This is a genomic window from Croceicoccus ponticola (assembly GCF_004004515.1).
GTDB classification, from domain to species: domain Bacteria; phylum Pseudomonadota; class Alphaproteobacteria; order Sphingomonadales; family Sphingomonadaceae; genus Croceicoccus; species Croceicoccus ponticola.
On the sequence record NZ_RXOL01000001.1, the window covers coordinates 246,250 to 266,872 of the forward strand.

General features: G+C 62.0%; 17 protein-coding genes and 1 riboswitch. Of the genes, 7 read left to right on the top strand and 10 right to left on the bottom strand.

Annotated elements, in window-relative coordinates; translation table 11 throughout:
• The first annotated feature begins 68 nt into the window (after positions 1–68).
• The gene (locus EKN06_RS01255) at positions 69–914 is read left to right on the top strand and encodes a hypothetical protein (RefSeq protein WP_127611069.1); all 846 of its coding nucleotides are present in this window, start codon (positions 69–71) and stop codon (positions 912–914) included.
• Between the two features lie 4 nt (positions 915–918).
• Here EKN06_RS01255 and EKN06_RS01260 read toward each other — a convergent pair whose 3' ends face one another.
• The 8 genes from EKN06_RS01260 to mdh form a co-directional block, all read right to left on the bottom strand.
• Positions 919–1,554 (bottom strand): trimeric intracellular cation channel family protein, encoded by a 636-nt coding sequence (locus tag EKN06_RS01260; protein ID WP_127611070.1) that lies wholly within the window; start codon positions 1,552–1,554, stop codon positions 919–921.
• The gene (locus tag EKN06_RS01265) at positions 1,551–2,285 is read right to left on the bottom strand and encodes a PepSY domain-containing protein (RefSeq protein WP_127611071.1); all 735 of its coding nucleotides are present in this window, start codon (positions 2,283–2,285) and stop codon (positions 1,551–1,553) included. Before EKN06_RS01265 ends, EKN06_RS01260 begins: the two co-directional genes overlap by 4 nt.
• A gap of 73 nt (positions 2,286–2,358) precedes the next feature.
• Positions 2,359–3,762, bottom strand: a complete 1,404-nt coding sequence (gene lpdA, locus EKN06_RS01270) for a dihydrolipoyl dehydrogenase (RefSeq protein ID WP_127611072.1) — start codon at positions 3,760–3,762, stop codon at positions 2,359–2,361.
• A 31-nt stretch (positions 3,763–3,793) separates the two neighbouring features.
• The gene (gene odhB / locus EKN06_RS01275; RefSeq protein WP_127611073.1) at positions 3,794–5,020 is read right to left on the bottom strand and encodes a 2-oxoglutarate dehydrogenase complex dihydrolipoyllysine-residue succinyltransferase; all 1,227 of its coding nucleotides are present in this window, start codon (positions 5,018–5,020) and stop codon (positions 3,794–3,796) included.
• Positions 5,021–5,055: 35 nt separating this feature from the next.
• A complete protein-coding gene (locus EKN06_RS01280; protein WP_127611074.1) occupies positions 5,056–7,887 on the bottom strand; it encodes a 2-oxoglutarate dehydrogenase E1 component in 2,832 nt (943 codons plus the stop codon).
• A gap of 96 nt (positions 7,888–7,983) precedes the next feature.
• Positions 7,984–8,874, bottom strand: coding sequence for a succinate--CoA ligase subunit alpha (gene sucD / locus EKN06_RS01285; protein ID WP_127611075.1), 891 nt, complete (start codon positions 8,872–8,874; stop codon positions 7,984–7,986).
• A 20-nt stretch (positions 8,875–8,894) separates the two neighbouring features.
• The gene (locus EKN06_RS01290; protein WP_127611076.1) at positions 8,895–9,128 is read right to left on the bottom strand and encodes a hypothetical protein; all 234 of its coding nucleotides are present in this window, start codon (positions 9,126–9,128) and stop codon (positions 8,895–8,897) included.
• Positions 9,129–9,138: 10 nt separating this feature from the next.
• Complete coding sequence (gene mdh, locus EKN06_RS01295) at positions 9,139–10,101, bottom strand: malate dehydrogenase (protein WP_127611077.1); 963 nt, start codon at positions 10,099–10,101, stop codon at positions 9,139–9,141.
• 249 nt (positions 10,102–10,350) lie between these two features.
• A riboswitch (cobalamin riboswitch) is annotated at positions 10,351–10,559 on the top strand.
• 58 nt (positions 10,560–10,617) lie between these two features.
• Here mdh and EKN06_RS01300 point away from each other — a divergent pair.
• The 4 genes from EKN06_RS01300 to EKN06_RS01315 are packed head-to-tail and all read left to right on the top strand — an operon-like array spanning position 10,618 to position 15,096.
• The gene (locus tag EKN06_RS01300) at positions 10,618–12,528 is read left to right on the top strand and encodes a TonB-dependent receptor plug domain-containing protein (RefSeq protein WP_240654547.1); all 1,911 of its coding nucleotides are present in this window, start codon (positions 10,618–10,620) and stop codon (positions 12,526–12,528) included.
• Positions 12,529–12,530: 2 nt separating this feature from the next.
• The gene (locus EKN06_RS01305) at positions 12,531–13,376 is read left to right on the top strand and encodes an ABC transporter substrate-binding protein (RefSeq protein ID WP_240654548.1); all 846 of its coding nucleotides are present in this window, start codon (positions 12,531–12,533) and stop codon (positions 13,374–13,376) included.
• Positions 13,373–14,332, top strand: coding sequence for a FecCD family ABC transporter permease (locus EKN06_RS01310; RefSeq protein WP_127611078.1), 960 nt, complete (start codon positions 13,373–13,375; stop codon positions 14,330–14,332). Before EKN06_RS01305 ends, EKN06_RS01310 begins: the two co-directional genes overlap by 4 nt.
• Positions 14,332–15,096, top strand: coding sequence for an ABC transporter ATP-binding protein (locus EKN06_RS01315; protein ID WP_127611079.1), 765 nt, complete (start codon positions 14,332–14,334; stop codon positions 15,094–15,096). The genes EKN06_RS01310 and EKN06_RS01315 overlap by 1 nt, the downstream gene beginning before the upstream one ends.
• 46 nt (positions 15,097–15,142) lie before the next feature.
• Here the strand turns inward: EKN06_RS01315 and thpR are convergent, their stop codons facing one another.
• Positions 15,143–15,691, bottom strand: coding sequence for an RNA 2',3'-cyclic phosphodiesterase (thpR, locus tag EKN06_RS01320; RefSeq protein ID WP_127611080.1), 549 nt, complete (start codon positions 15,689–15,691; stop codon positions 15,143–15,145).
• 268 nt (positions 15,692–15,959) lie between these two features.
• Here thpR and uvrA point away from each other — a divergent pair, with 268 nt between their 5' ends.
• Both uvrA and EKN06_RS01330 read left to right on the top strand, forming a co-directional pair.
• Positions 15,960–18,908 (top strand): excinuclease ABC subunit UvrA, encoded by a 2,949-nt coding sequence (gene uvrA / locus EKN06_RS01325; RefSeq protein WP_127611081.1) that lies wholly within the window; start codon positions 15,960–15,962, stop codon positions 18,906–18,908.
• A gap of 103 nt (positions 18,909–19,011) precedes the next feature.
• Entirely contained in the window at positions 19,012–19,419 is a 408-nt protein-coding gene (locus EKN06_RS01330; protein WP_127611082.1) for a hypothetical protein, read from the top strand.
• A 9-nt stretch (positions 19,420–19,428) separates the two neighbouring features.
• Here EKN06_RS01330 and EKN06_RS01335 read toward each other — a convergent pair whose 3' ends face one another.
• Positions 19,429–19,965, bottom strand: a complete 537-nt coding sequence (locus EKN06_RS01335; RefSeq protein WP_127611083.1) for a septal ring lytic transglycosylase RlpA family protein — start codon at positions 19,963–19,965, stop codon at positions 19,429–19,431.
• Between the last annotated feature and the right edge of the window lie 658 nt (positions 19,966–20,623).

Consider the following 20,623-nt stretch of genomic DNA (forward strand, 5'->3'; position numbering starts at 1 on the left):
GAAACCCTTCTGTGGGCAATCTATGGTATACTGGGTGTCTGTGTGGCGCCTATTGAGGGATCGCAACCATGACCATTCGCATTCGCAAGTCCGCCGGGGCTGTTGCCTTTCTGGCCGCCACATCGCTTGCCATTCCGACGCAGGCCGCAAGCTTGGACGTTCCGGGCAGCGGCGCTGTCGGTCATTGGAGCGCGGTTGACGACACGGCTAACGGCTGGGGCGGCGGTTGGGGTGGTTATGGCGGCCGCTGGCGTGGTCACGGCCGTGTCGACGGAGGCGACGTGCTGGCGGGGATTCTGATCTTTGGCGGTGCTATCGCGGTGGCTAGGGCGATAGAGAATTCAAACGACCGCAATTATCGCGAAAGGGACGTACGTTATCGTGACAGGGACGTACGTTATCGCGACAATCGGGAATACGATCGCGATGCGCGTTATCGGGACTATCGAAATCCGCGCGATGACGAAGCCTCGCGCCGCGGCATCGATGGTGCAATCGAAGATTGCGTCGACGAGGTCGAGCGCGATCAGCGCGTGGCGAGCGTCGATACTGCGGAACGCGATGCTGCGGGATGGCGCGTAGAGGGCGATCTGGCGCGGGGTGGGCGTTTCGCCTGTTCTTTGAGCTCTGATGGCAGGGTCCGCGACGTCGACATTGACATTGGCCGCCGATCCTCTCGTGAGGACGCCGGGTACGAGCAGGCTGCGCGTCAGCCCGATATTGAACGCACTGACGGACGAAATGACGATTACTACGCCAGCGCCCGTTCGCGGGCCGATGCGCCGTCGCCGACCCGTCAGGTCGAGGTCGAAGTTGAAAAAGAACAAGGTTCGGGTGAACGAACCTGGGAAAGAGGCCAAAGCGACGATCGCTACGAGACGGCTGGCGGCCCGGATTACGCGCTCGCGCAATAAAGGGTCAGTGCTTGTCGGTCGCGTCGAAGCGGGAATAGGCCGGCAACTCGATCTTCCACCAGATGGCCGCGCCGCGCAGGGCAAATCCTGCGATCGCGGCCATGCCCAATGCGGCGGATTGCGGCAATCCGGCGATCAGTGCACCTGCGCAAAGCGTGGCCGATAGTGCCGCTGCGGTCACATAGAGTTCGGGTCGCATCAGGATTGACGGAACGCCGGCAAGAACGTCGCGGATAATGCCGCCGACACATCCGGTGACCACGCCCAGCACAATGGCGGGCAAGGGCGCGACGCCGAGTGCCAGTGCCTTTGCAGCGCCTAATGCGGAAAATGCCGCCAACCCGGCCGCATCTGCCCATTCGAGCAGCAGCGCAGGCCAAATCCTTACGGGCATAAACCAGGCAAGCATCGCTGCGGTGAAGACGACCGGTGCGACCCATGGGGATGTGAGCCAGAAGGCCGGCACGCCGATCAGCACATCTCGGACCGATCCCCCACCCACACCGGTCACCAGCGCAAAGAACGCGACGGTCACGAAACTTTGCCGCAACCTCGCCGCAAGCAATGCGCCGGTGAGCGCGAAGACTGCCGTCCCGGCCACATCGAGCAAGGGCGGCAAGACGGGAAGGGCGGATGTCATTCGGGTGCAGATTCCGCATGTGCCGATGGTGCGGGGGCCACGGGCGCGTGCTTTCGCCTGAACAGCAGGACGGCACCCATCGCAGTCATCAGCAGGGTGAGCGCGGCAAACACCATCAGCATTAGGTTGTTTGCGCCTGCGCGTGTCTCGAAATCCATATTGTGCATCGTTCTCATCGCATCGAACATTCGCCACCAGCGGGTTCGGATAGCTTCGATCTCGCCGCTATCCCTGCCAACGTAGACATGGGTTCCATCGGTCAATACGACTTGCCAGACAGGGATGGGTCGGCGCAGATCGGACGGCGGATTGTCTTCCTCGAAGAAGCGGACGGAATCGATCCGGTCGCCACCTTCAATCTCCATAGCAACGATTGTGCGCGCAGCAGCCACGTCGATCTGCGGAACGGCCTGGCCCGAACGAGCAAAGTATCGCTCGACTTTTCCATCGGCATATATCGCGCTGGTGACCGCTGAGTTGCCTTGAATTCGGGTGCGAAGTTCGACCGGGCGGTCCTCGCCCTCGATCAGCTGGGGGGCTAACCAGCCCGCCGGAATAGGGCGGACCTCGGCGTTTTTGCGCAAGGTGTCCCCACGGACTTCCGCCATCGGTTTGGCTACCATGACGATGCCGCTCACCGTCCACAGCAGTAGCGGTATGGCCACGATCCAACCAAGCCAGATGTGAAGTTTTGCAAGGATGCGCATAAAAGATAACCCTCCGCCGCGCATCTCGCGCAGGCGAAGGGTTATCTGTCAATTCGGGTAACCGTGATGCCAACCGCGTTCAGGCGGCAATCGGGCCTTAGATGTGGATCGGCAGACCCCGGACGGCCATCGCGGCTTCCTTGATGGCCTCCGAATGGGTCGGGTGCGCATGGCAGGTGTAGGCGATGTCCTCTGACGTAGCGCCGAATTCCATGGCCTGAGCAACCTGCGCGATCATCGTGCCCGCCAAGGACGCAATGCACCACGCACCAAGGACGCGGTCGGTTTCCGCATCGGCGATGATCTTGACGAATCCATCTGGCTCGCGATTGGTCTTGGCACGGCTGTTGGCCATCATCGGGAAATTGCCGACCTTGATGTCGTGGCCGGCTTCCCTGGCTGCTTCTTCGGTAAGCCCCACGCCTGCCATTTCAGGCATGGTGTAAACGACGCTGGGGATGACGGCATGGTTCACGATGCCGGTTTCACCCGCGATGTTTTCAGCGACCGCGATGCCTTCGTCCTCTGCCTTGTGGGCTAGCATCGGGCCCGGGATCACATCGCCGACGGCCCAGACGCTGTCGACTTTCGTGCGGAACTCGTGATCGGGGACGATCTGGCCACGCTGGTTGGTTTCAAGACCGATGGCGGCGAGGTTCAGGCCGTCTGTGTTCGGCCTGCGACCAATGGCGACAAGGACGCAATCGGCTTCGATCGTTTCGGCATCGCCACCGGCCGAAGGTTCGAGCGTGAGCGTGGCCTTGCCGCCTTCGACGGTGGCGCCGGTGACCTTGGTCGAAAGCTTGAGCTCCATGCCCTGTTTCTTGAAGATCTTGGCCGCTTCCTTGCGCACGGCGCCGTCCATGCCGGGCAGCAGCTGGTCGAGAAATTCCACAATCGTGACTTGCGCGCCAAGCCGGCGCCAGACCGAGCCCAGCTCCAACCCGATCACGCCGCCACCAATCACGACCATCTTGTTGGGGACGCGATCCAGTGCCAGACCGCCAGTGCTGTCGACGATCACGCCACCTTCGTTATCTACCGTCACGCCCGGAAGGGGGGTAACCGACGAGCCAGTCGCGATGACGATGTTCTTCGCCGAATGCTGCGCGTCACCGACTTGCACGGTGTGCTTGTCGACGAACGAGCCGCTGCCTTTCAACCACGTAACCTTGTTCTTCTTGAACAGGAACGCGATGCCGCCGGTCAGCTCCTTGACCGCTGTCGCCTTTTCGCCCTGCATGGTGGGAAGGTCGAGTTCGGGCGCGGGGATCTTGACGCCGAATTTTGCGAGCGTGCCGTTATTTGCTTCCTCGAACAGTTCGGATCCATGCAACAATGCCTTTGACGGGATGCACCCGACATTCAGACACGTTCCGCCCAGCGTTTCGCGGCTTTCCACGCAGGCGGTTTTCAGGCCCAGCTGCGCCGCGCGGATAGCGGCAACATAGCCGCCCGGTCCGGAACCGATGACGATAACGTCGAAGTCGAATTCAGCCATAGTCTTGCCTCTCGTTCGCTGTCGCTGGGGCTCAGAGGTCGATCAGGAGGCGCGTCGGATCTTCGATCGCCTCCTTGATGATCTTCAATGCGGTCACCGCCTCGCGGCCGTCGATAATGCGATGATCGTAGGACAGCGCAAGGTACATCATCGGTCGGATCACGATCTCACCGTCGACTACTACGGCGCGATCTTCGATCCGGTGGAGGCCGAGCACGGCGCTTTGCGGTGGGTTGATGATCGGCGTCGACATCAGCGATCCGAATACGCCGCCGTTGGAAATCGTGAAGGTGCCGCCCTTCATGTCATCCATCGTCAGCGTACCGTCCTTGGCCCGGTTTCCGAAATCGGCGATGTCTTTTTCTATCTGGGCAAAGCTCTTCTTGTCGGCATCGCGCAGCACCGGAACGACAAGTCCGTTGGGCGCGGACACCGCGACCGATACGTCGACATAGTCGTGATAGAGGATCTCGTCACCTTCAAGCTGAGCATTGACGCTGGGCACGTCCTTCAGCGCAAGACACGCGGCCTTTGTAAAAAAGCCCATGAAACCAAGCCGCACGTCGTGCTTCTTGGCGAACAGGTCCTTGTATTTGGCGCGTGCATCCATGACTGCGGTCATGTCCACATCGTTGAACGTCGTGAGCAGCGCCGCAGTTTCCTGCGCGCTTTTCAACCGCTTGGCGATAGTCTGGCGCAGACGCGTCATCTTTACCCGCTCGACATTGCGGCCCGCTGCTGACGGAGCGGCAGTCGGGGTTGGAGCGGGAGCAGGCGTCGGGGCCGGCGTGCCGGTCTTTTTCGCCTCTGCGGCGGCAAGCACGTCCTCCTTGGTCAGGCGGCCATCCTTGCCGGTGCCCTTGACCGTAGTCGGGTCGATGCCATGTTCGAGCACCGCGCGGCGCACGGCGGGCGAAAGGACCACGGCATCATCACTTTCGGAAGGTTCCGGTGTGGCCTGCGAGGGAACGGACGCAGTCTCGTCCTTGCGCTCGGACACGGTCGTGTCGCCAGCGCCCGCACCGTCAATGATCGTCGCGATCACCGCGCCGACAGTGACGGTGTCGCCTTCACCGACCAGCGCTTCACCCATCACGCCCGATGTCGGCGCATTGACGTCGATGGCGACCTTGTCGGTTTCCAGACTGCAGATCGGTTCGTCCTGCGCGACGGCTTCACCCGGCTTCTTCAGCCATTGGCCAACTGTGGCCTCGGTGATCGATTCGCCCAGAACGGGGACCTTTACTTCGATGCTCATCGGTTCGTGTCCTTAACGATTTTCTTGGGCCCGAATTATTTCTGGCGCGCGGCGATGACGTCTTCAACCGAAAGACCAAGGGCGTCGGCGACGAGCGCATTCTGCTGTTCGATATGGCGTTTGGCCAGCCCGGTCGCCGGCGATGCGGACGGTGCGCGACCGGCATAGCGAGCGCGGCTGACGGGCGAACCCGCTTCTGATAATGCCTGTTCGATCTGGCTTTCGACGAAGAACCACGAACCGTTGTTCTTCGGTTCTTCCTGACACCAGATCACCTTTTCGAGGTTTTTCATCCGCGACAGGCGGAGCGCCAGTGGTTCGCCAGGAAACGGGTAGAGTTGTTCGACCCGGACAATGGACGTGTCGTCCAGTCCTGCTGCGTCGCGCGCTTCGATCAGGTCGTAGGCGACTTTGCCCGAACACAATACGAGCCGCTTCACGCTTTCGTCCGCAATGTCCTTGGTGTCGGACACGAGGCGGCGGAAGTGGCTTTCGCCGAGAAATTCCTCACGCACCGATTTCGCCATCGGGTGACGCAGCAACGATTTGGGCGTCATGATGATGAGCGGCTTGCGGAAGGGACGCAGCATCTGGCGGCGCAATACGTGGAAGTAGTTCGCCGGACTGGTGATGTTGCAGACCTGGATATTGTCGCCCGCGCACAGTTGCAGGAAACGTTCAAGGCGAGCCGAAGAGTGCTCCGGCCCCTGTCCCTCGTAACCGTGCGGCAACAGCATCACGAGACCGTTGGCGCGAAGCCACTTTGCCTCTCCCGACGCGATGAACTGGTCGATCATGATCTGCGCGCCGTTGGCGAAGTCGCCGAACTGCGCTTCCCACAGGACCAGAGATTTGGGGTCGGCCAGCGCATAACCGTATTCGAAACCGAGCACACCGTATTCGGACAGCGGGCTGTCATAGACCTCGAAATGCCCGTACGGCACCTGGCACAGCGGAATGTACTTGGCCTCGGTTTCCTGGTCGACCCAGACAGCGTGACGTTGCGAGAACGTACCGCGCCCCGAATCCTGGCCAGACAGGCGAATCGCAAACCCTTCGGCCAGCAACGAACCGAAGGCCAGCGCTTCGGCCGTCGACCAGTCGAAGCCCGCGCCACTGGCGAACATATCGCGCTTGGCATCAAGCACGCGGTTTAAGGTCTTGTGAATGTTGACCTTATCGGGAACCGTCGTGAGCGTCCGGCCAAGGCTGTCGAAGAGCTTGCCCTCAATCCCGCTGGAAATGTTGCGCCGCGCGGTTTCGGGGTCAGCCGGCTTGTTCAGGCCGGCCCAGCGTCCGCCGAACCAGTCGGCCTCGTTCGCCTTATAAGTCTTGCCCGCCTCGAATTCTTCTTCGAGCAGATCGCTGAAGCTTTTGACGGCCGAATCTTCAAAACTCTTGTCGATCACGCCTTCGTCGATCAGTCGCTTGGCATAGAGCGAGGCAACGCCGGGGTGGCTGCGGATCTGCTTGTACATGAGCGGCTGGGTAAAGCTGGGCTCGTCGCCCTCGTTATGGCCGAACCGGCGATAGCACCACATGTCGATGACGATGTCGCGGCCGAACCGCTGGCGATATTCGATGGCCAGTTTGCAGCAGAACGTCACGGCTTCGGGATCGTCGCCGTTGACGTGCAGGATCGGCGCCATGACGCCCTTCGCGACGTCGGAAGGATATGGGCTTGACCGTGCGAACTGAGGGCTGGTGGTAAAGCCGATCTGGTTGTTGATGACAAAATGGATGCAGCCGCCGGTATTGTACCCGCGGATGCCCGAAAAGCCGAGGCATTCCCAGACGATGCCCTGTCCCGCAAACGCCGCGTCGCCGTGGATAAGCACGGGCAACACGGTCTGGTGCTTGCCCTTGCCGATATCGTCGCGGAATTGCTGCTGGGCGCGTACTTTGCCGAGCACGACCGGATCCACTGCTTCGAGGTGCGAGGGGTTGGGCACAAGGCTCATGTGCACTTTCACGCCATCGAATTCGCGGTCGGTGCTGGTGCCCAGATGGTACTTTACGTCGCCCGAACCGCCGACGTCGTCGGGGTTGGCGCTACCGCCCGAAAATTCGTGGAAGATGACCTTGTATGGCTTGCCCATCACGTTCGCCAGGATGTTGAGCCGGCCGCGGTGGGCCATGCCGAACACGATTTCCTTAACGCCCGACATACCGCCGTACTTGATGGCCGATTCCAGCGCCGGAATCATGGATTCGCCGCCATCGAGGCCGAAACGCTTGGTGCCGACGTACTTCTTGCCGAGAAACTTCTCGTACTGCTCACCGCGGATCACGGCCTGCAGGATCGCCTTCTTGCCCATGACAGTGAAGTCGATCGAGGCGTCCTTGCCCTCCATCCGTTCCTGCAGGAAGCGGCGCTCTTCGATGTCGGCGATGTGCATGTATTCAAGGCCGACCTTGCCGCAATAATTCGCGCGCAGGATCGCCACGATCTCGTTTATGGTCGCCCATCCGAGACCGAGATTGCCGCCGATGTAGACCGGACGATCGAGATCGGCGGGGCCGAAACCGTGATATTCGGGAGTAAGATCCGCCGGAAGCTCGAGCTGTGAGAGGCCCAGTGGATCGAGATCGGCGGCCATGTGTCCGCGTACGCGATAGGTGCGGATCAGCAGCATCGCGCGAACCGAATCGTCGCACGCCGCCTCGATCGCCTTTTCGTCGAGCTTTGCGCCCTTCTTTTCGGCGGCGGCCTTGATTTCGGCCTTCATCTGGGTGGGGTCCATCGACGACGTCAGGTCGTCGGTCCCGCCCATGTCGAGCGGCCAGCCCTTGCGAGCCCAGGACGGTCCGGGTTGGGGGCCGTCCGGCTCAAGCTCGGGAAGGAAGGGCTGGTTCTCTTTACCCATTTTCATTCACCCGCATTTGGCCGGCATGTCCGGCGCACGTGTGTGTTGCGGCGTTCGGGGCGGCCCTCCCTCCAAGCCGCCCTTGTGCCGCGAAGCTCAGGCGATTTCCTTGAGCAATTCATCGAGCGTTTCGCCAAGCAGCGACGGCGAGGGGGAGACGCGGATGCCCGCTTCTTCCATGGCCGCGATCTTGTCGTCCGCGCCGCCCTGTCCGCCCGAAACGATGGCGCCGGCATGACCCATGCGACGACCCGGAGGCGCCGTACGGCCCGCAATGAAGCCGACCATCGGCTTTTTGCGCCCGCGCTTGGCTTCGTCCTTGAGGAATTGGGCCGCTTCTTCTTCGGCCGAACCGCCGATTTCACCGATCATGATGATCGACTTGGTCTCGTCGTCGGCAAGGAACAGTTCCAGCACGTCGATGAAGTTGGTGCCGTTTACCGGGTCGCCGCCGATGCCGACAGCGGTGGTCTGGCCAAGGCCGGTGTTGGTGGTCTGGAACACCGCTTCGTAGGTGAGCGTGCCCGAACGCGAGACGACGCCGACCGAGCCCTTTTTGAAGATGGAGCCGGGCATGATGCCGATCTTGCATTCGCCGGGGGTCAGGACGCCGGGGCAGTTCGGGCCGATCAGGCGCGACTTCGAACCCTGCAGGGCGCGCTTCACCTTTACCATGTCGAGCACCGGGATGCCTTCGGTGATGGCGACAATCAGTTCCATTTCGGCGTCGATCGCTTCGAGGATCGAGTCAGCGGCGAACGGCGGCGGGACATAGATGCACGATGCGGTGGCGCCGGTAACCGCCTTGGCCTCGGCCACGGTGTTGAAGTTGGGCAGGCCGATATGCGTCGTGCCGCCCTTGCCGGGGGTGACGCCGCCGACCATCTGCGTGCCGTAGTCCAGCGCCTGCTGGGTGTGGAACGTGCCGGTCGCACCGGTCATGCCCTGGGTGATGACCTTGGTATTCTTGTCTACGAGGATGGACATTCGCTTTTCCCCTCAGCTGATCAGGCGTTGCCGGCCGGACCGGCAAAACCGGTCGTCATGGCAAGCCTAACGGAATGGACATGGATATCCGGCGAATCATCCGCCGGGATGTAATCTTGATCGGACCCGTCGCGAGCGATGGCCGCCACTCCTTGCCCACGCATCGCAATGCTGCCCTGCGCCGTTACCGTCGCAGCGGCGACAATCACGGTCACTGGCGCAATCGCAAGCGCGAAATAGGAAGAGGCGGTCATCGGTTTTGGATCAGGCGAGGCTGGAATCGATGGCCTTGCAGGCTTCGAGCAGTTCCTTGACCGCGTCGACGGACACCTTGAGGTTGCCCTTTTCTTCGTCGTTCAGCGCGATTTCGATGACTTCCTCGATGCCGTCGGCACCGATCATCGCCGGAACGCCTACGTAAAGGCCGTCGACGCCGTACTGGCCGCTAAGATGCGCGGCGCACGGGAGGATGCGCTTCTGGTCGCCAAGGTAGGCTTCGGCCATCGCGATCGCCGAAGTGGCGGGAGCGTAATAGGCCGATCCGGTCTTGAGCAGGCCGACGATCTCGCCTCCGCCAGAACGGGTGCGCTGGACGATGGCGTCCATGGCTTCCTTGCTCGACTTGCCCATCTTGATGAGATCGTCGACCGGGATGCCCGAAATCGTGGTGTAGCTGGTGACGGGGACCATCGTGTCGCCGTGGCCGCCAAGCACGAACGCGTTCACGTCCTTTACCGAAACGCCAAATTCCCACGCGAGGAAGGTGGCAAAGCGCGCCGAGTCCAGCACGCCGGCCATGCCGACGACCTTGTTGTGGGGCAGGCCCGAAAATTCGCGCAGCGCCCAGACCATCGCATCGAGCGGGTTGGTGATGCAGATCACGAATGCGTCGGGCGCATGGTTCTTGATGCCTTCGCCGACCGACTTCATCACCTTGAGATTGATGCCAAGAAGATCGTCGCGGCTCATGCCCGGCTTGCGCGGGACACCGGCGGTGACGATCACGACGTCAGCGCCGGCAATGTCGGCGTAATCGTTGGTGCCGCTGATCTTGGCGTCGAAACCCTCGATCGGACCGCACTGCGCAAGGTCGAGCGCCTTGCCCTGCGGCATGCCTTCGGCGATGTCGAACAGGACGATGTCGCCCATTTCCTTCTTGGCGGCGAGATGGGCGAGCGTGCCGCCGATCATGCCGGAACCGATCAGGGCGATCTTCTTGCGTGCCATATACTGGAGCTCCCTTCGTGTCGCATACGTGTCGCGGCGCGGGCTATTCGCGAAAAACCAGTATTCAGCACGCGGCGACGGCCCGCAATTTTCGTGCGCCACGGCGGGTTCGCGGACGGCCCTAAGCCTGACTTGGGTCGATTGCAACCGTCAAAAGGACAGGTGCCAAAACTATCTTTGCAATCAGTTCGCAATAGCAAAAGAGGGAAATTCTGCTGCTCTATTGCCAGCGTGCTGCGATGCACCTAAGGGCGGCGCGACGTTACGGGTCGCTAACCGCGCAAGTGGTTGGCGCTAAGAGGGAAGGCCGGTGCGAACCATTTGGTTCCATGCCGACGCTGCCCCCGCAACTGTAACCGGATAGTGTGTTCTTCACATGCCACTGGGCGAAAGTTCGGGAAGGCAAGAACGTGCGATGACCCGGGAGCCAGGAGACCTGCCCATAACGGTCGTTCTTGTCGTCGGGCGGGGTGTACCGAAGGCAGCGAGTGAAGCGCATCCCGTGCTTCTCCCGCCGTGAGCGACGTTTCGTTCATGATGGGAGCTTTTATGCGCAAATACCTGTTTCTTTTGACCACTGCCTTTCTCGTTCAGCCTGCGCTGGCCCAGGATGCGTCGAGCAACGACGCCGTCGAATATGCCACGGCCGCGCCGCCGCCGATGGGCGAAGTCGAGGGCGAGACGATCACCGTCGTCGCCACCGGCATGCCGATTTCCACGGCGGAGACTGGGCAGCCCGTTACTATTATCGGTCTGGATGAGATCGAGGCCGTTCAAGGTCCCGATCTGACCCGCGTGCTCCAACGCCTTCCGGGTACGACTGTCACGCGCAACGGCGGCGTCGGCGGATTCACCGGCGTTCGCGTTCGCGGCGCTCCGTCCGAACATCTGCTGGTGCTCATTGATGGCGTGAAGGTCAACGATGCCGGCGCGCCCGGCGGCGGGTTCGACTTCGGCAATTTGCTGGCAGGGAATATCCAGCAGATCGAGCTGCTGCGCGGTCCCAACTCGGTCGTCTGGGGATCGGATGCGATGGGCGGGGTGATGAACCTGACCACGCTCGCGCCTGATGGGATCGTGGCCAGCGGAGAATATGGCAGCGACGAAACGATTTATGCCACGCTGGGCGGCGGGATGCGCACGGGCGCGCTGGAGGCTGGCGTTACGGGCAGCTACATGACGTCTGACGGGTACAGCACGGCTGCTGGCGGAACGGAAGCTGACGGATTTCGCCAGTGGCAGGTGACGGGTCGCGCTCGTTACGAGCTGGCTTACGGTCTGGCGGTGGTCGCGAATGCGCGCCATGCGGATGGTAAGCTCGACCAGGACAGCTTTGCGTGGACGCCGCCTTATGCCCCTGTCGACAGCGCCGATTTTCAGGATACGAAAGAAACTTCGGGCCGCCTCGGTTTCGACTATGCGGGTAAAGCGCTGTCGCTGCGCGGCGGATATTCGCTGGCGAAGACAGCGCGGGTCTATACCGGCGAAAGCTATGGCGACTATCCCTATGCCACCGATGCGCGGAACGACCGAGCCGAACTGTTCGGTCAGTACCGCGTCGCGGGGCCGTTCCGGCTTGATTTCGGGGCGGATCGGGAATGGAGCCGGTTCGCCGATAGCGGCACTACAAAGAAGGTGAACACGAACAGCGGTCATGCGTTGCTCGGTTTCTACACTCCCTTCGCAACCTTGGCGGCTGGCGCCCGGTATGACGACAATTCGCGGTTTGGCGATGCCTGGACATTTGGCGGGAACGCGTCGGTGCGACTTGCCTATGATTTGCGTCTGCGCGCCAGTTACGGCGAGGGTTTCAAGGCACCCACGTTGTATCAGCTTTACGGCTATTACGGCGCACTCGATCTCAAGCCTGAGACAAGCACGGGCTACGATTTCGGCATCGAGAAGGGCACACGCGACGGCTCGTTTTTCGCAGGGGTGTCGTTGTTCCGCCGCAACAGCACAAACCTGATCGATTTCGACCTTTTCAATTCGGTCTACTACAACATCGGGAAGTCGCGGGCCGAAGGCTTCGAGGTCGAGCTTGCCGCGCGGCCATCGGATGAGCTGCGCGCCGGCGTCGTTTATTCCTATGTCGAATCGAAGGATCGCACCGTGGGCGGGTTCTACGAAGGCAACGACCTGAACCGACGCCCACGCCATGCGGTGACGGCCAGCTTCGACTGGACCTCTCCGTTTGGAGTCGCGCTGGGCGCGGATGCGCGGCTGGTCGGCGACAGCTTCGACGATCGCGGGGAATATGTGCCGCTCGACGGGTACGAAACCGTCGATTTGCGGGCTTCGGTTCCGCTCGGCCCCGTCCAAATCTACGGTCGGGTAGAGAACCTGTTCGACGCAGGATATCAGACCGTAGCGGGCTACAACACCGCCGGGCGCAGCGCGCACATTGGCGCGCGGCTGAAGATCTGACGATGCGCGCGCGGTCGTTCATGGCGGGGGCGGCAGCAATGCTCGTTTCCGCCTGCGCGCCCGCGCCCGCAAAACAGCAAAGCGATGGTTTTGCGGACGAGGTGAAGGCCCCGCTCATCGTCTCGCTAAACCCCTGTGCCGATGCGATCCTTGCCGGGATCTCACCGAGCCACCTGATTGCCGTGTCGCATTACAGCCATGACCCTAGATCAAGTTCGATGGATGTCGCGACGGCCCGCCTTTTCCCCGCCATATCGGACAGTGCCGAGGAGATCGCGGCATTTGCGCCCGACGTGGTGGTGGCAGGAACGTTCCTGCCGCCCGCAACGGAACAGGCGCTGGCGCGCATGGGATTTCGCGTGGTGAAGACAGGCTCTATCGCTTCGGTGGACGATGCCCGCGCGCAGGTCCGCGCACTCGCCGCCCTTACCCGGCAAGAGGCCGCGGGCGAGGCGATGATCGCGCGGATGGACCGGGCGTTGGCAACTGCCGCTCCACTTCCGGGTGATACCGTTGTTCCGGCGATGATCTGGCAGGGCGGCGGCATCGTTCCGGGCGAGGAAACGCTGATTTCCGATCTTTTGGTCCGCACCGGCTTCCGGAATTTCAGCGCCGGACGAGGGCTTGGCCAAGGGGCCATTGTTCCCTTGGAAGACGTGCTTGCCGATCCGCCCCGCGTGTTGATGGTGGCGGGCGATGGCCGGATGATGGAGCATCCGTCTTTGGCCGCGCTTGCGTCTGGCACGCGTCGCGTGGCCTTCGATCCTCGGCTCACGTTCTGTGGCGGGCCGACGATAGAAAAAGCCGCGTTGCGTCTCGCCGCGATCCGTCGCGATCTGCCGCGATGAGCCGACTTAACCTTACACTCGCATTGGCGATTGCGGTCGTGTTACCGATTTCGCTTTTGTCGGGGCGGGTTTGGATCTCGCCGCTGGACAGCACGGTGCCCCATGCGGCAACAATTCTTGCCGAACTGCGCCTGCCGCGTGGGTTGCTTGCGGTGATCGTGGGGGCAGGTTTGGGCGGCGCGGGTGCCGCGATGCAGGGCTATCTGCGCAACCCGCTCGCCGATCCGGGCCTATTCGGTATCGCGCCTGCCGCTGCGTTCGGCGCGGTCCTGACGCTGTTTCTCGGTCTTGCTGCCGTGCCGTTCGCGTTGCCCTTTGCCGCATTAATCGGTGCGGGCGGGGCGATGGCGTTGCTGGCGCTCATCGCCGGGCGCACCGGCGGCATTGCGCTCTTTACGCTGGCGGGCCTGATGATCGCCAGCCTTGCGGGCACGTTGACCAGCCTTGCCATCTCGATGTCTCCCAATCCCTTTGCCACTAGCGAGATCGTGACCTGGCTGATGGGCGCGCTGACCGATCGCAGCTGGGGCGACATCTGGATCGCCGCGCCACTGACATTTGCCGGGTTGGCGGTGCTGTGGCGCACCGGTCCGCTGCTCGATGCGCTTACTTTGGGCGAACAGGCCGCGCTTTCGCTAGGTGTGGATGCACGGAGGCTGCAATGGTGGATCGTGATCGGCATCGGCCTGGTTGTCGGGGCAGGGGTCGCGGTGGCCGGTATCGTCGGCTTCGTCGGCCTGATGGTGCCGCACCTCGTTCGCCCGTTCACCGACCGTCGCCCATCGACGCTTATAGTGCCGAGCGTTCTGGCAGGAGCGCTGCTGGTGCTGGTCGCCGACACCGTTTGTCGTCTCCTTCCGCTGGCGAGCGAGCTTCGGCTCGGCATCGCCTTGTCGCTGCTGGGCGCGCCGTTCTTTCTTGCGCTGTTGTTGCGGCTTCGGCGGGATCTGGCCTGATGATTACGGCCACCAACCTTACCGTTAGGCGCGGAGGGCGCGACGTCGTTCGCGACGCCACGCTCTCGCTGGAACCCGGTCGTCTGACGGCGATCTGCGGCCCCAACGGTGCGGGCAAGTCCAGCCTTCTCGCCGCGCTGGCCGCGCTGTTACCGGCAACCGGCGACCTGACACTCGATGGCCGGTCAATTGCATCGCTTTCCCTGCGAGAAAGGGCGCGAGCGATCGGATTCCTGCCCCAGCGGGCAGAGGTCGCATGGGACGTTTCTGTAAGGACGCTCGTCGCGCTGGGCCGGTTGCCATGGTGCGCCGTGCCGGGTCGCCCGGCGCGCGCCAGCCTTTCTGCGGACCGTGCCGCGATCGATGCCGCGCTGGCGGCAATGGAACTGTGCGATCTTGCGGATCGGCCCGTTTCCAATCTGTCCGGCGGCGAAAGGGCAAGGGCGTTCATGGCGCGTGTGCTGGCGGGAGAGCCCGACTGGATACTTGCCGACGAACCTTTGGCCAGCCTCGACCTTGCTCATCAGCAACGGCTGGCCGCATGCCTCGCGCGTGAGGCGGCGGGCGGTCGGGGGGTCGTTGTCGTCATGCATGACCTCGCCACCGCGATGAACCACGCCGACCGGGTGATCGTGCTCGATCAGGGCCGCATCGTTGCCGACGGTCGGCCGCAAGATGCCTTGTGCGAAGCGATTATCCGGCAGGTCTGGCAGGTCGATGCGCGGTGGTTGGGCGATCCCGGATCGAAAGCGCTGGCGACCTGATTGACCGGATAATTGACGGCGGATACGCCCGCGCAAAACGTCGGAATCAACCCTGGGCGCGGTCGAGAGGGTATCGCACCACCGGTTCGTAGAACGGGCCGGATGCGGTGAGCGTGCTTTCATATAGCGTAAAGCTATCGACCATCATCGGCCCAGCCGCAAAATCGCCGTGCCGTGCCATCCAGTCGCCCACCGGCCCGCACGAATGGTTGAGCCGCGCCAGCGTGACATGTGGCACAAAGCGCCTCGTTTCCGGCTCCAATCCCGCCGCGACGACCCCACGTTCGATCTTCTTGCGCAGTATATCCAGCGTTTCCGACGGCTCCACCCCGGCCCAGACTGCGTTGGGCCAGTGGCGACGTTCGAAATGGCCGACGCCTCGAAAGGCGATCTCGAACGGTGCAAGACATATCGACCGCAGCGCGTCGGCAACGTCGTTGGCGCGCGGCGTGTCGACTTCTCCGACGAAACGGAGAGTGAGGTGGAGTTGCGTTTCGTCTTGCCAGCGCGCGTTCTCGATGCCGTCCATCGTGTCGATCATGGCATCGATCACGGCTTCGGGCGGGCAGATTGCAACGAAAAGGCGATGCGACATGGATGAAGCCTTCGTTCGTAGCGGACTGGCGCCATCGGGCTCCACCGGGTTGCCCGGTGATGATATGCTCTTGCCGTTACGTTCGCCATCGTCATGCAATGCATGGAGCTCGCATCCGTCCTGGCCAAGAAGCATCTCGCCGGAAGTTCGCTCGAATCCAGGAGGCAGCGGTTGGATTCGCCGATGCCGACCCCACATGTTCGCCGACGACACGGCGTGGGACCGACGCCCCTTTACATGACAGAACAAAAATGGAACACGGTACTTCATGGCACTGACCACGATCTCCGTCCGCGGCGCGCGCGAACATAACCTCAAAGGTATCAACATCGATCTGCCGCGTGACGCGCTGATCGTGATTACCGGGCTGTCCGGTTCGGGCAAGTCAAGCCTGGCGTTCGATACCATCTATGCAGAAGGGCAGCGCCGCTACGTCGAATCGCTCAGCGCCTATGCGCGGCAGTTCCTAGAAATGATGCAGAAGCCCGATGTCGAACACATCGATGGCCTCTCGCCCGCGATTTCGATCGAGCAGAAGACGACGAGCCGCAACCCGCGCTCCACCGTCGCGACCGTGACCGAGATTTACGACTACATGCGCCTGTTGTGGGCGCGGGTCGGCGTGCCCTACAGCCCGGCGACCGGGCTTCCGATCGAGGCGCAGACCGTGTCGAATATGGTCGACCGCGTAATGGCGCTGCCCGAAGGGACGCGACTGTACCTGCTCGCTCCCGTCGTGCGTGGTCGCAAGGGCGAATATCGCAAGGAACTGGCCGAATGGCAGCGCGCCGGTTTCCAGCGCGTTCGGATCGACGGGGAGATGTACCTCATTGAAGAAGCCCCCGCGCTCGACAAGAAGTACAAGCACGACATCGAAGTCGTGGTCGACCGCATCGCCGTCCGCGCAAGCAAGGATGGCGAGGGCGGGATCGAGACACGCCTGGCGGATTCGTTCGAAACCGCGCTCAAGCTGGCCGAGGGGCTAGCCTATGTGGATTTGGCAGAGGGCGTCGTTCCGGGGCGGGAGGACGAGGACAAGGGGGTGAACGTCACGGGCGGGCAGATGAAGGGGGCCGGGATTCCGGCCAATCGCATCGTTTTTTCCGAAAAGTTCGCATGCCCTGTTTCCGGCTTCACGATTGAGGAAGTCGAACCGCGCCTGTTTTCGTTCAACGCGCCGCAGGGCGCCTGCGCTGCCTGTGACGGGTTGGGCGAAAAGCTCCTGTTCGATCCGCAGATGGTGGTTCCGAATGAAGCGCTGAGCCTGAAAAAGGGCGCCATCGTCCCATGGGCAAAATCTAATCCGCCATCGCCCTATTACATGCAGGTTCTTGCAAGCCTTGGCCGGGAATACGAATTCGAACTGACCACGCCGTGGCAGGATTTCGACAAGGAAATCCGCGATATCATCCTGTATGGCACGAAAGGCCGCGCCATCCCGCTGACGTTCAAGGACGGGCGCAAGGAATATACGGTCAAGAAGGCGTTCGAGGGCGTGATCGGCAATCTCAATCGCCGCTTGCTTCAGACCGAAAGCGCGTGGATGCGCGAGGAATTAGGCAAGTACCAGACGGCGCAGCCGTGTGAGGTTTGCGGAGGCAAGCGGCTCAACGAAAAGGCGCTGGCGGTGAAGATCGCGGGCACCGATATCGCTGAACCTACGAAGATGAGCGTTTCCGACGCGAAGCACTGGTTTCTCGATCTGCCCGAACGGCTGAACGGCACGCAGAACCAGATCGCAAAAGCCATCCTCAAGGAAATCAACGAGCGACTGGGGTTCCTCGACAACGTCGGGCTCGACTACCTCAATCTCGACCGCACGAGCGGCACGCTTTCGGGCGGCGAGAGCCAGCGGATCAGGCTGGCAAGCCAGATCGGGTCGGGCCTGTCGGGCGTGCTTTACGTGCTCGACGAACCGTCGATCGGCTTGCACCAGCGGGACAACGACCTGCTGCTCGAAACTCTGAAGCGGCTGCGCGACCTGGGCAATACGGTCATCGTAGTCGAACATGACGAGGATGCGATCCGCGCGGCCGACTACGTGGTCGACCTTGGTCCCGGTGCCGGCGTCCATGGCGGCGAGATCGTGGCCGAAGGTACGCTGGAGCAGGTGCTGAAGTCCACGAACTCGCTGACCGCCGCCTATCTCAACGGTACGCGTGAAATCGCGGTGCCGGCCAAGCGCCGCAAGGGCAACGGCAAGCAGATCACCGTCCATGGCGCGACCGCCAACAATCTGAAAAACGTGACCGCCAGCATTCCGCTGGCGACGTTCACCTGCATCACCGGCGTTTCGGGTTCGGGCAAGTCGAGTTTCACTATCGACACGCTGCATGCCGGCGCGGCGCGGGCGCTGAACGGCGCGCGCGTCGTTGCTGGCGCGCACGACAAAATTACGGGCCTCGAACACTGTGACAAGGTGATCGAGATCGACCAGTCGCCCATCGGGCGCACCCCGCGGTCGAATCCGGCGACTTACACCGGCGCCTTCACCAATATCCGCGACTGGTTTGCCGGACTGCCTGAATCGCAAGCGCGCGGTTACAAGCCGGGCCGCTTCAGCTTCAACGTGAAGGGCGGGCGGTGCGAGGCCTGCCAAGGCGATGGTCTGATCAAGATCGAGATGCACTTCCTGCCCGACGTCTACGTCACTTGCGAACAGTGTCATGGTAAGCGCTACAACCGCGAAACATTGGAAGTAAAGTTCAAGGGCCTGTCGATCGCTGACGTGCTCGACATGACGATCGAGGATGCGGAAGGATTCTTCAAGGCGGTCCCGCCGATCCGCGACAAGATGCACATGTTGAACGAGGTCGGATTAGGCTACGTCAAGGTCGGTCAACAAGCGACCACGCTTTCCGGTGGCGAAGCGCAACGCGTCAAGCTAGCCAAGGAACTGGCGCGGCGTTCGACCGGACAGACACTCTATATCCTCGATGAGCCTACGACGGGCCTCCATTTCGAGGATGTGCGAAAGCTGCTCGAAGTGCTGCACCGACTAGTCGAGCAGGGTAATTCAGTCGTCGTGATCGAACACAATCTCGATGTCATCAAAACCGCGGACTGGATCGTGGATCTTGGGCCCGAAGGCGGTGTTCGCGGGGGCGAGATCGTGGCCGAAGGCACGCCGGAGAAAGTCGCGCAAAATCCGCGTAGTTTCACCGGCCAGTATCTTGCGCCGATGTTGGGCAAGGTCGTTACGGAAGCTGCCGAATAAGGGCGAGGCACCAAAGCGTGGCCGTCGGACAGATGCATCGTAAGGCGGTGTTTACCATCGTCCGCTAGTAACCTCGGGCGGTTTCGACAATCTGGAGATGGACATGACACGCATGACTTTGGCAGGTGCGATGTTGGTGGGGGCATTGGCGCTGACAGGTTGCGACGATGCGCAACCTGGGCTGGAGGACGAGGTCCGGGCCGAGAAAGTCGTTAGTTGCAAGGATGCTATCGGTCGTTTTGCACCTACCGACCGGAAAAAGGACCAGCTCTGCGAATGTACGACGGCAAAGCTTGCTGCTGAAGAACTGACGGTGGCCGACTTGTCTGGCGCGAAGCGGGACAGGGCCATGGAGCAGCTAAGGTGGTGCCTGCAGCAGGTAGGGCTGATGGCTCCCGCAAAACGTGCCGCACCGGAACTGCCGGCTGATGAAAGCGAGCCCGAGGCTGATCTGGATGCAGTTCCGAAAGCAGTTCAGACCGACACAGAAGCGGAAGTGGTCGCCGAATAGACGGTTAGCTCAACTCTGAAGAAGAGCGAGCTCCACGCGATCCTGTCCGCGTGCCTTGAGCCCGATTGCCTCGGCAGCAGCTTCGGACAGGTCGATAACGCGATTGCCATGGAACGGGCCACGATCGTTGACGCGCACGACAATTGTCTTGCCAGTCCGCGGCGACGTGACGCGAACCTTGCTGCCAAAGGGCAGGGTGCGATGCGCAGCCGTATATTCGGTGGGATTGAAGCGTTCGCCGCTCGCCGTAGGACGACCGGCAAAGCGTGCGCCATACCAGCTGGCATTTCCGATGCCGAGATCCGTCCCAGCGATGGAAGCTTCGTCGGCGATTACGTCCGACTCAAGGAAAGTCCCGTCGATGCGCCCGGTAACGGATAGTTTCGGGGAAATATCGTCGACCGCCAATATAGTGGTTTCGAAACCCGGAGATGCGACCTGCACATCCTCGGAAACTGCCCATGCTGCCGTGCCGGGAACGAGGCTTGCCAAGGCGAAGCCGATCGCGATCCGCGAGATACGGCGGCGCAAATCAGTGGCGCTCATGCCGCGTGCGGAGCTTGGTATCTTGGTCCCGTCCATGCGACAGTTATAACACGGAAAAGTTGGCCATTGCGCTCGGCCCGTCTCAGTTTCGCCACATTCGACCCTGGTTATTTCCAATCATCGGGAACCAACGCCTGCGGGCGAATCGGATAAAAGTTCGATGATGCAGTGATCCCGAACGCAAATGGGGCCGGCATCGCTGCCGGCCCCACTCTCACCGACGCGTGGTCCCGAAGGGAACTTGGCGCCCGGCGTTTCGGCAATCCGATCTCTCGATCGGTGGCCTATGTCGCCCGGCGCTCGCGCCGGCATCCGAATCTATCCGGGGGGTCGGTTCGGCGCAGAAGGGCGTTCCCTTCTCCCGTTCCGTTTCTCGGTCAGATCCGAAGCCGTCTTTCCATGATGGCTCTATCGCTTTTTCCCGATCCAGCATTTCCCAAGAGGGGTTTGCCATCTCGTCCACGAGAGAGCCGGAAATCCGGCCATGCCGTGCCGCCCATCGCGTATCCGTCCGGTCCTCATCCACGATCCACGAGGGATCGATGCGACGCTGGGCCTTTCATTTCGCGCGGCTTGCGCCGGCATATCAATTGGTTCTTAAATTCTCTTTCTTTTCAAGCCTTTCGGCCCGATCTGAAGAGGATTTCGTCCCCGTTCG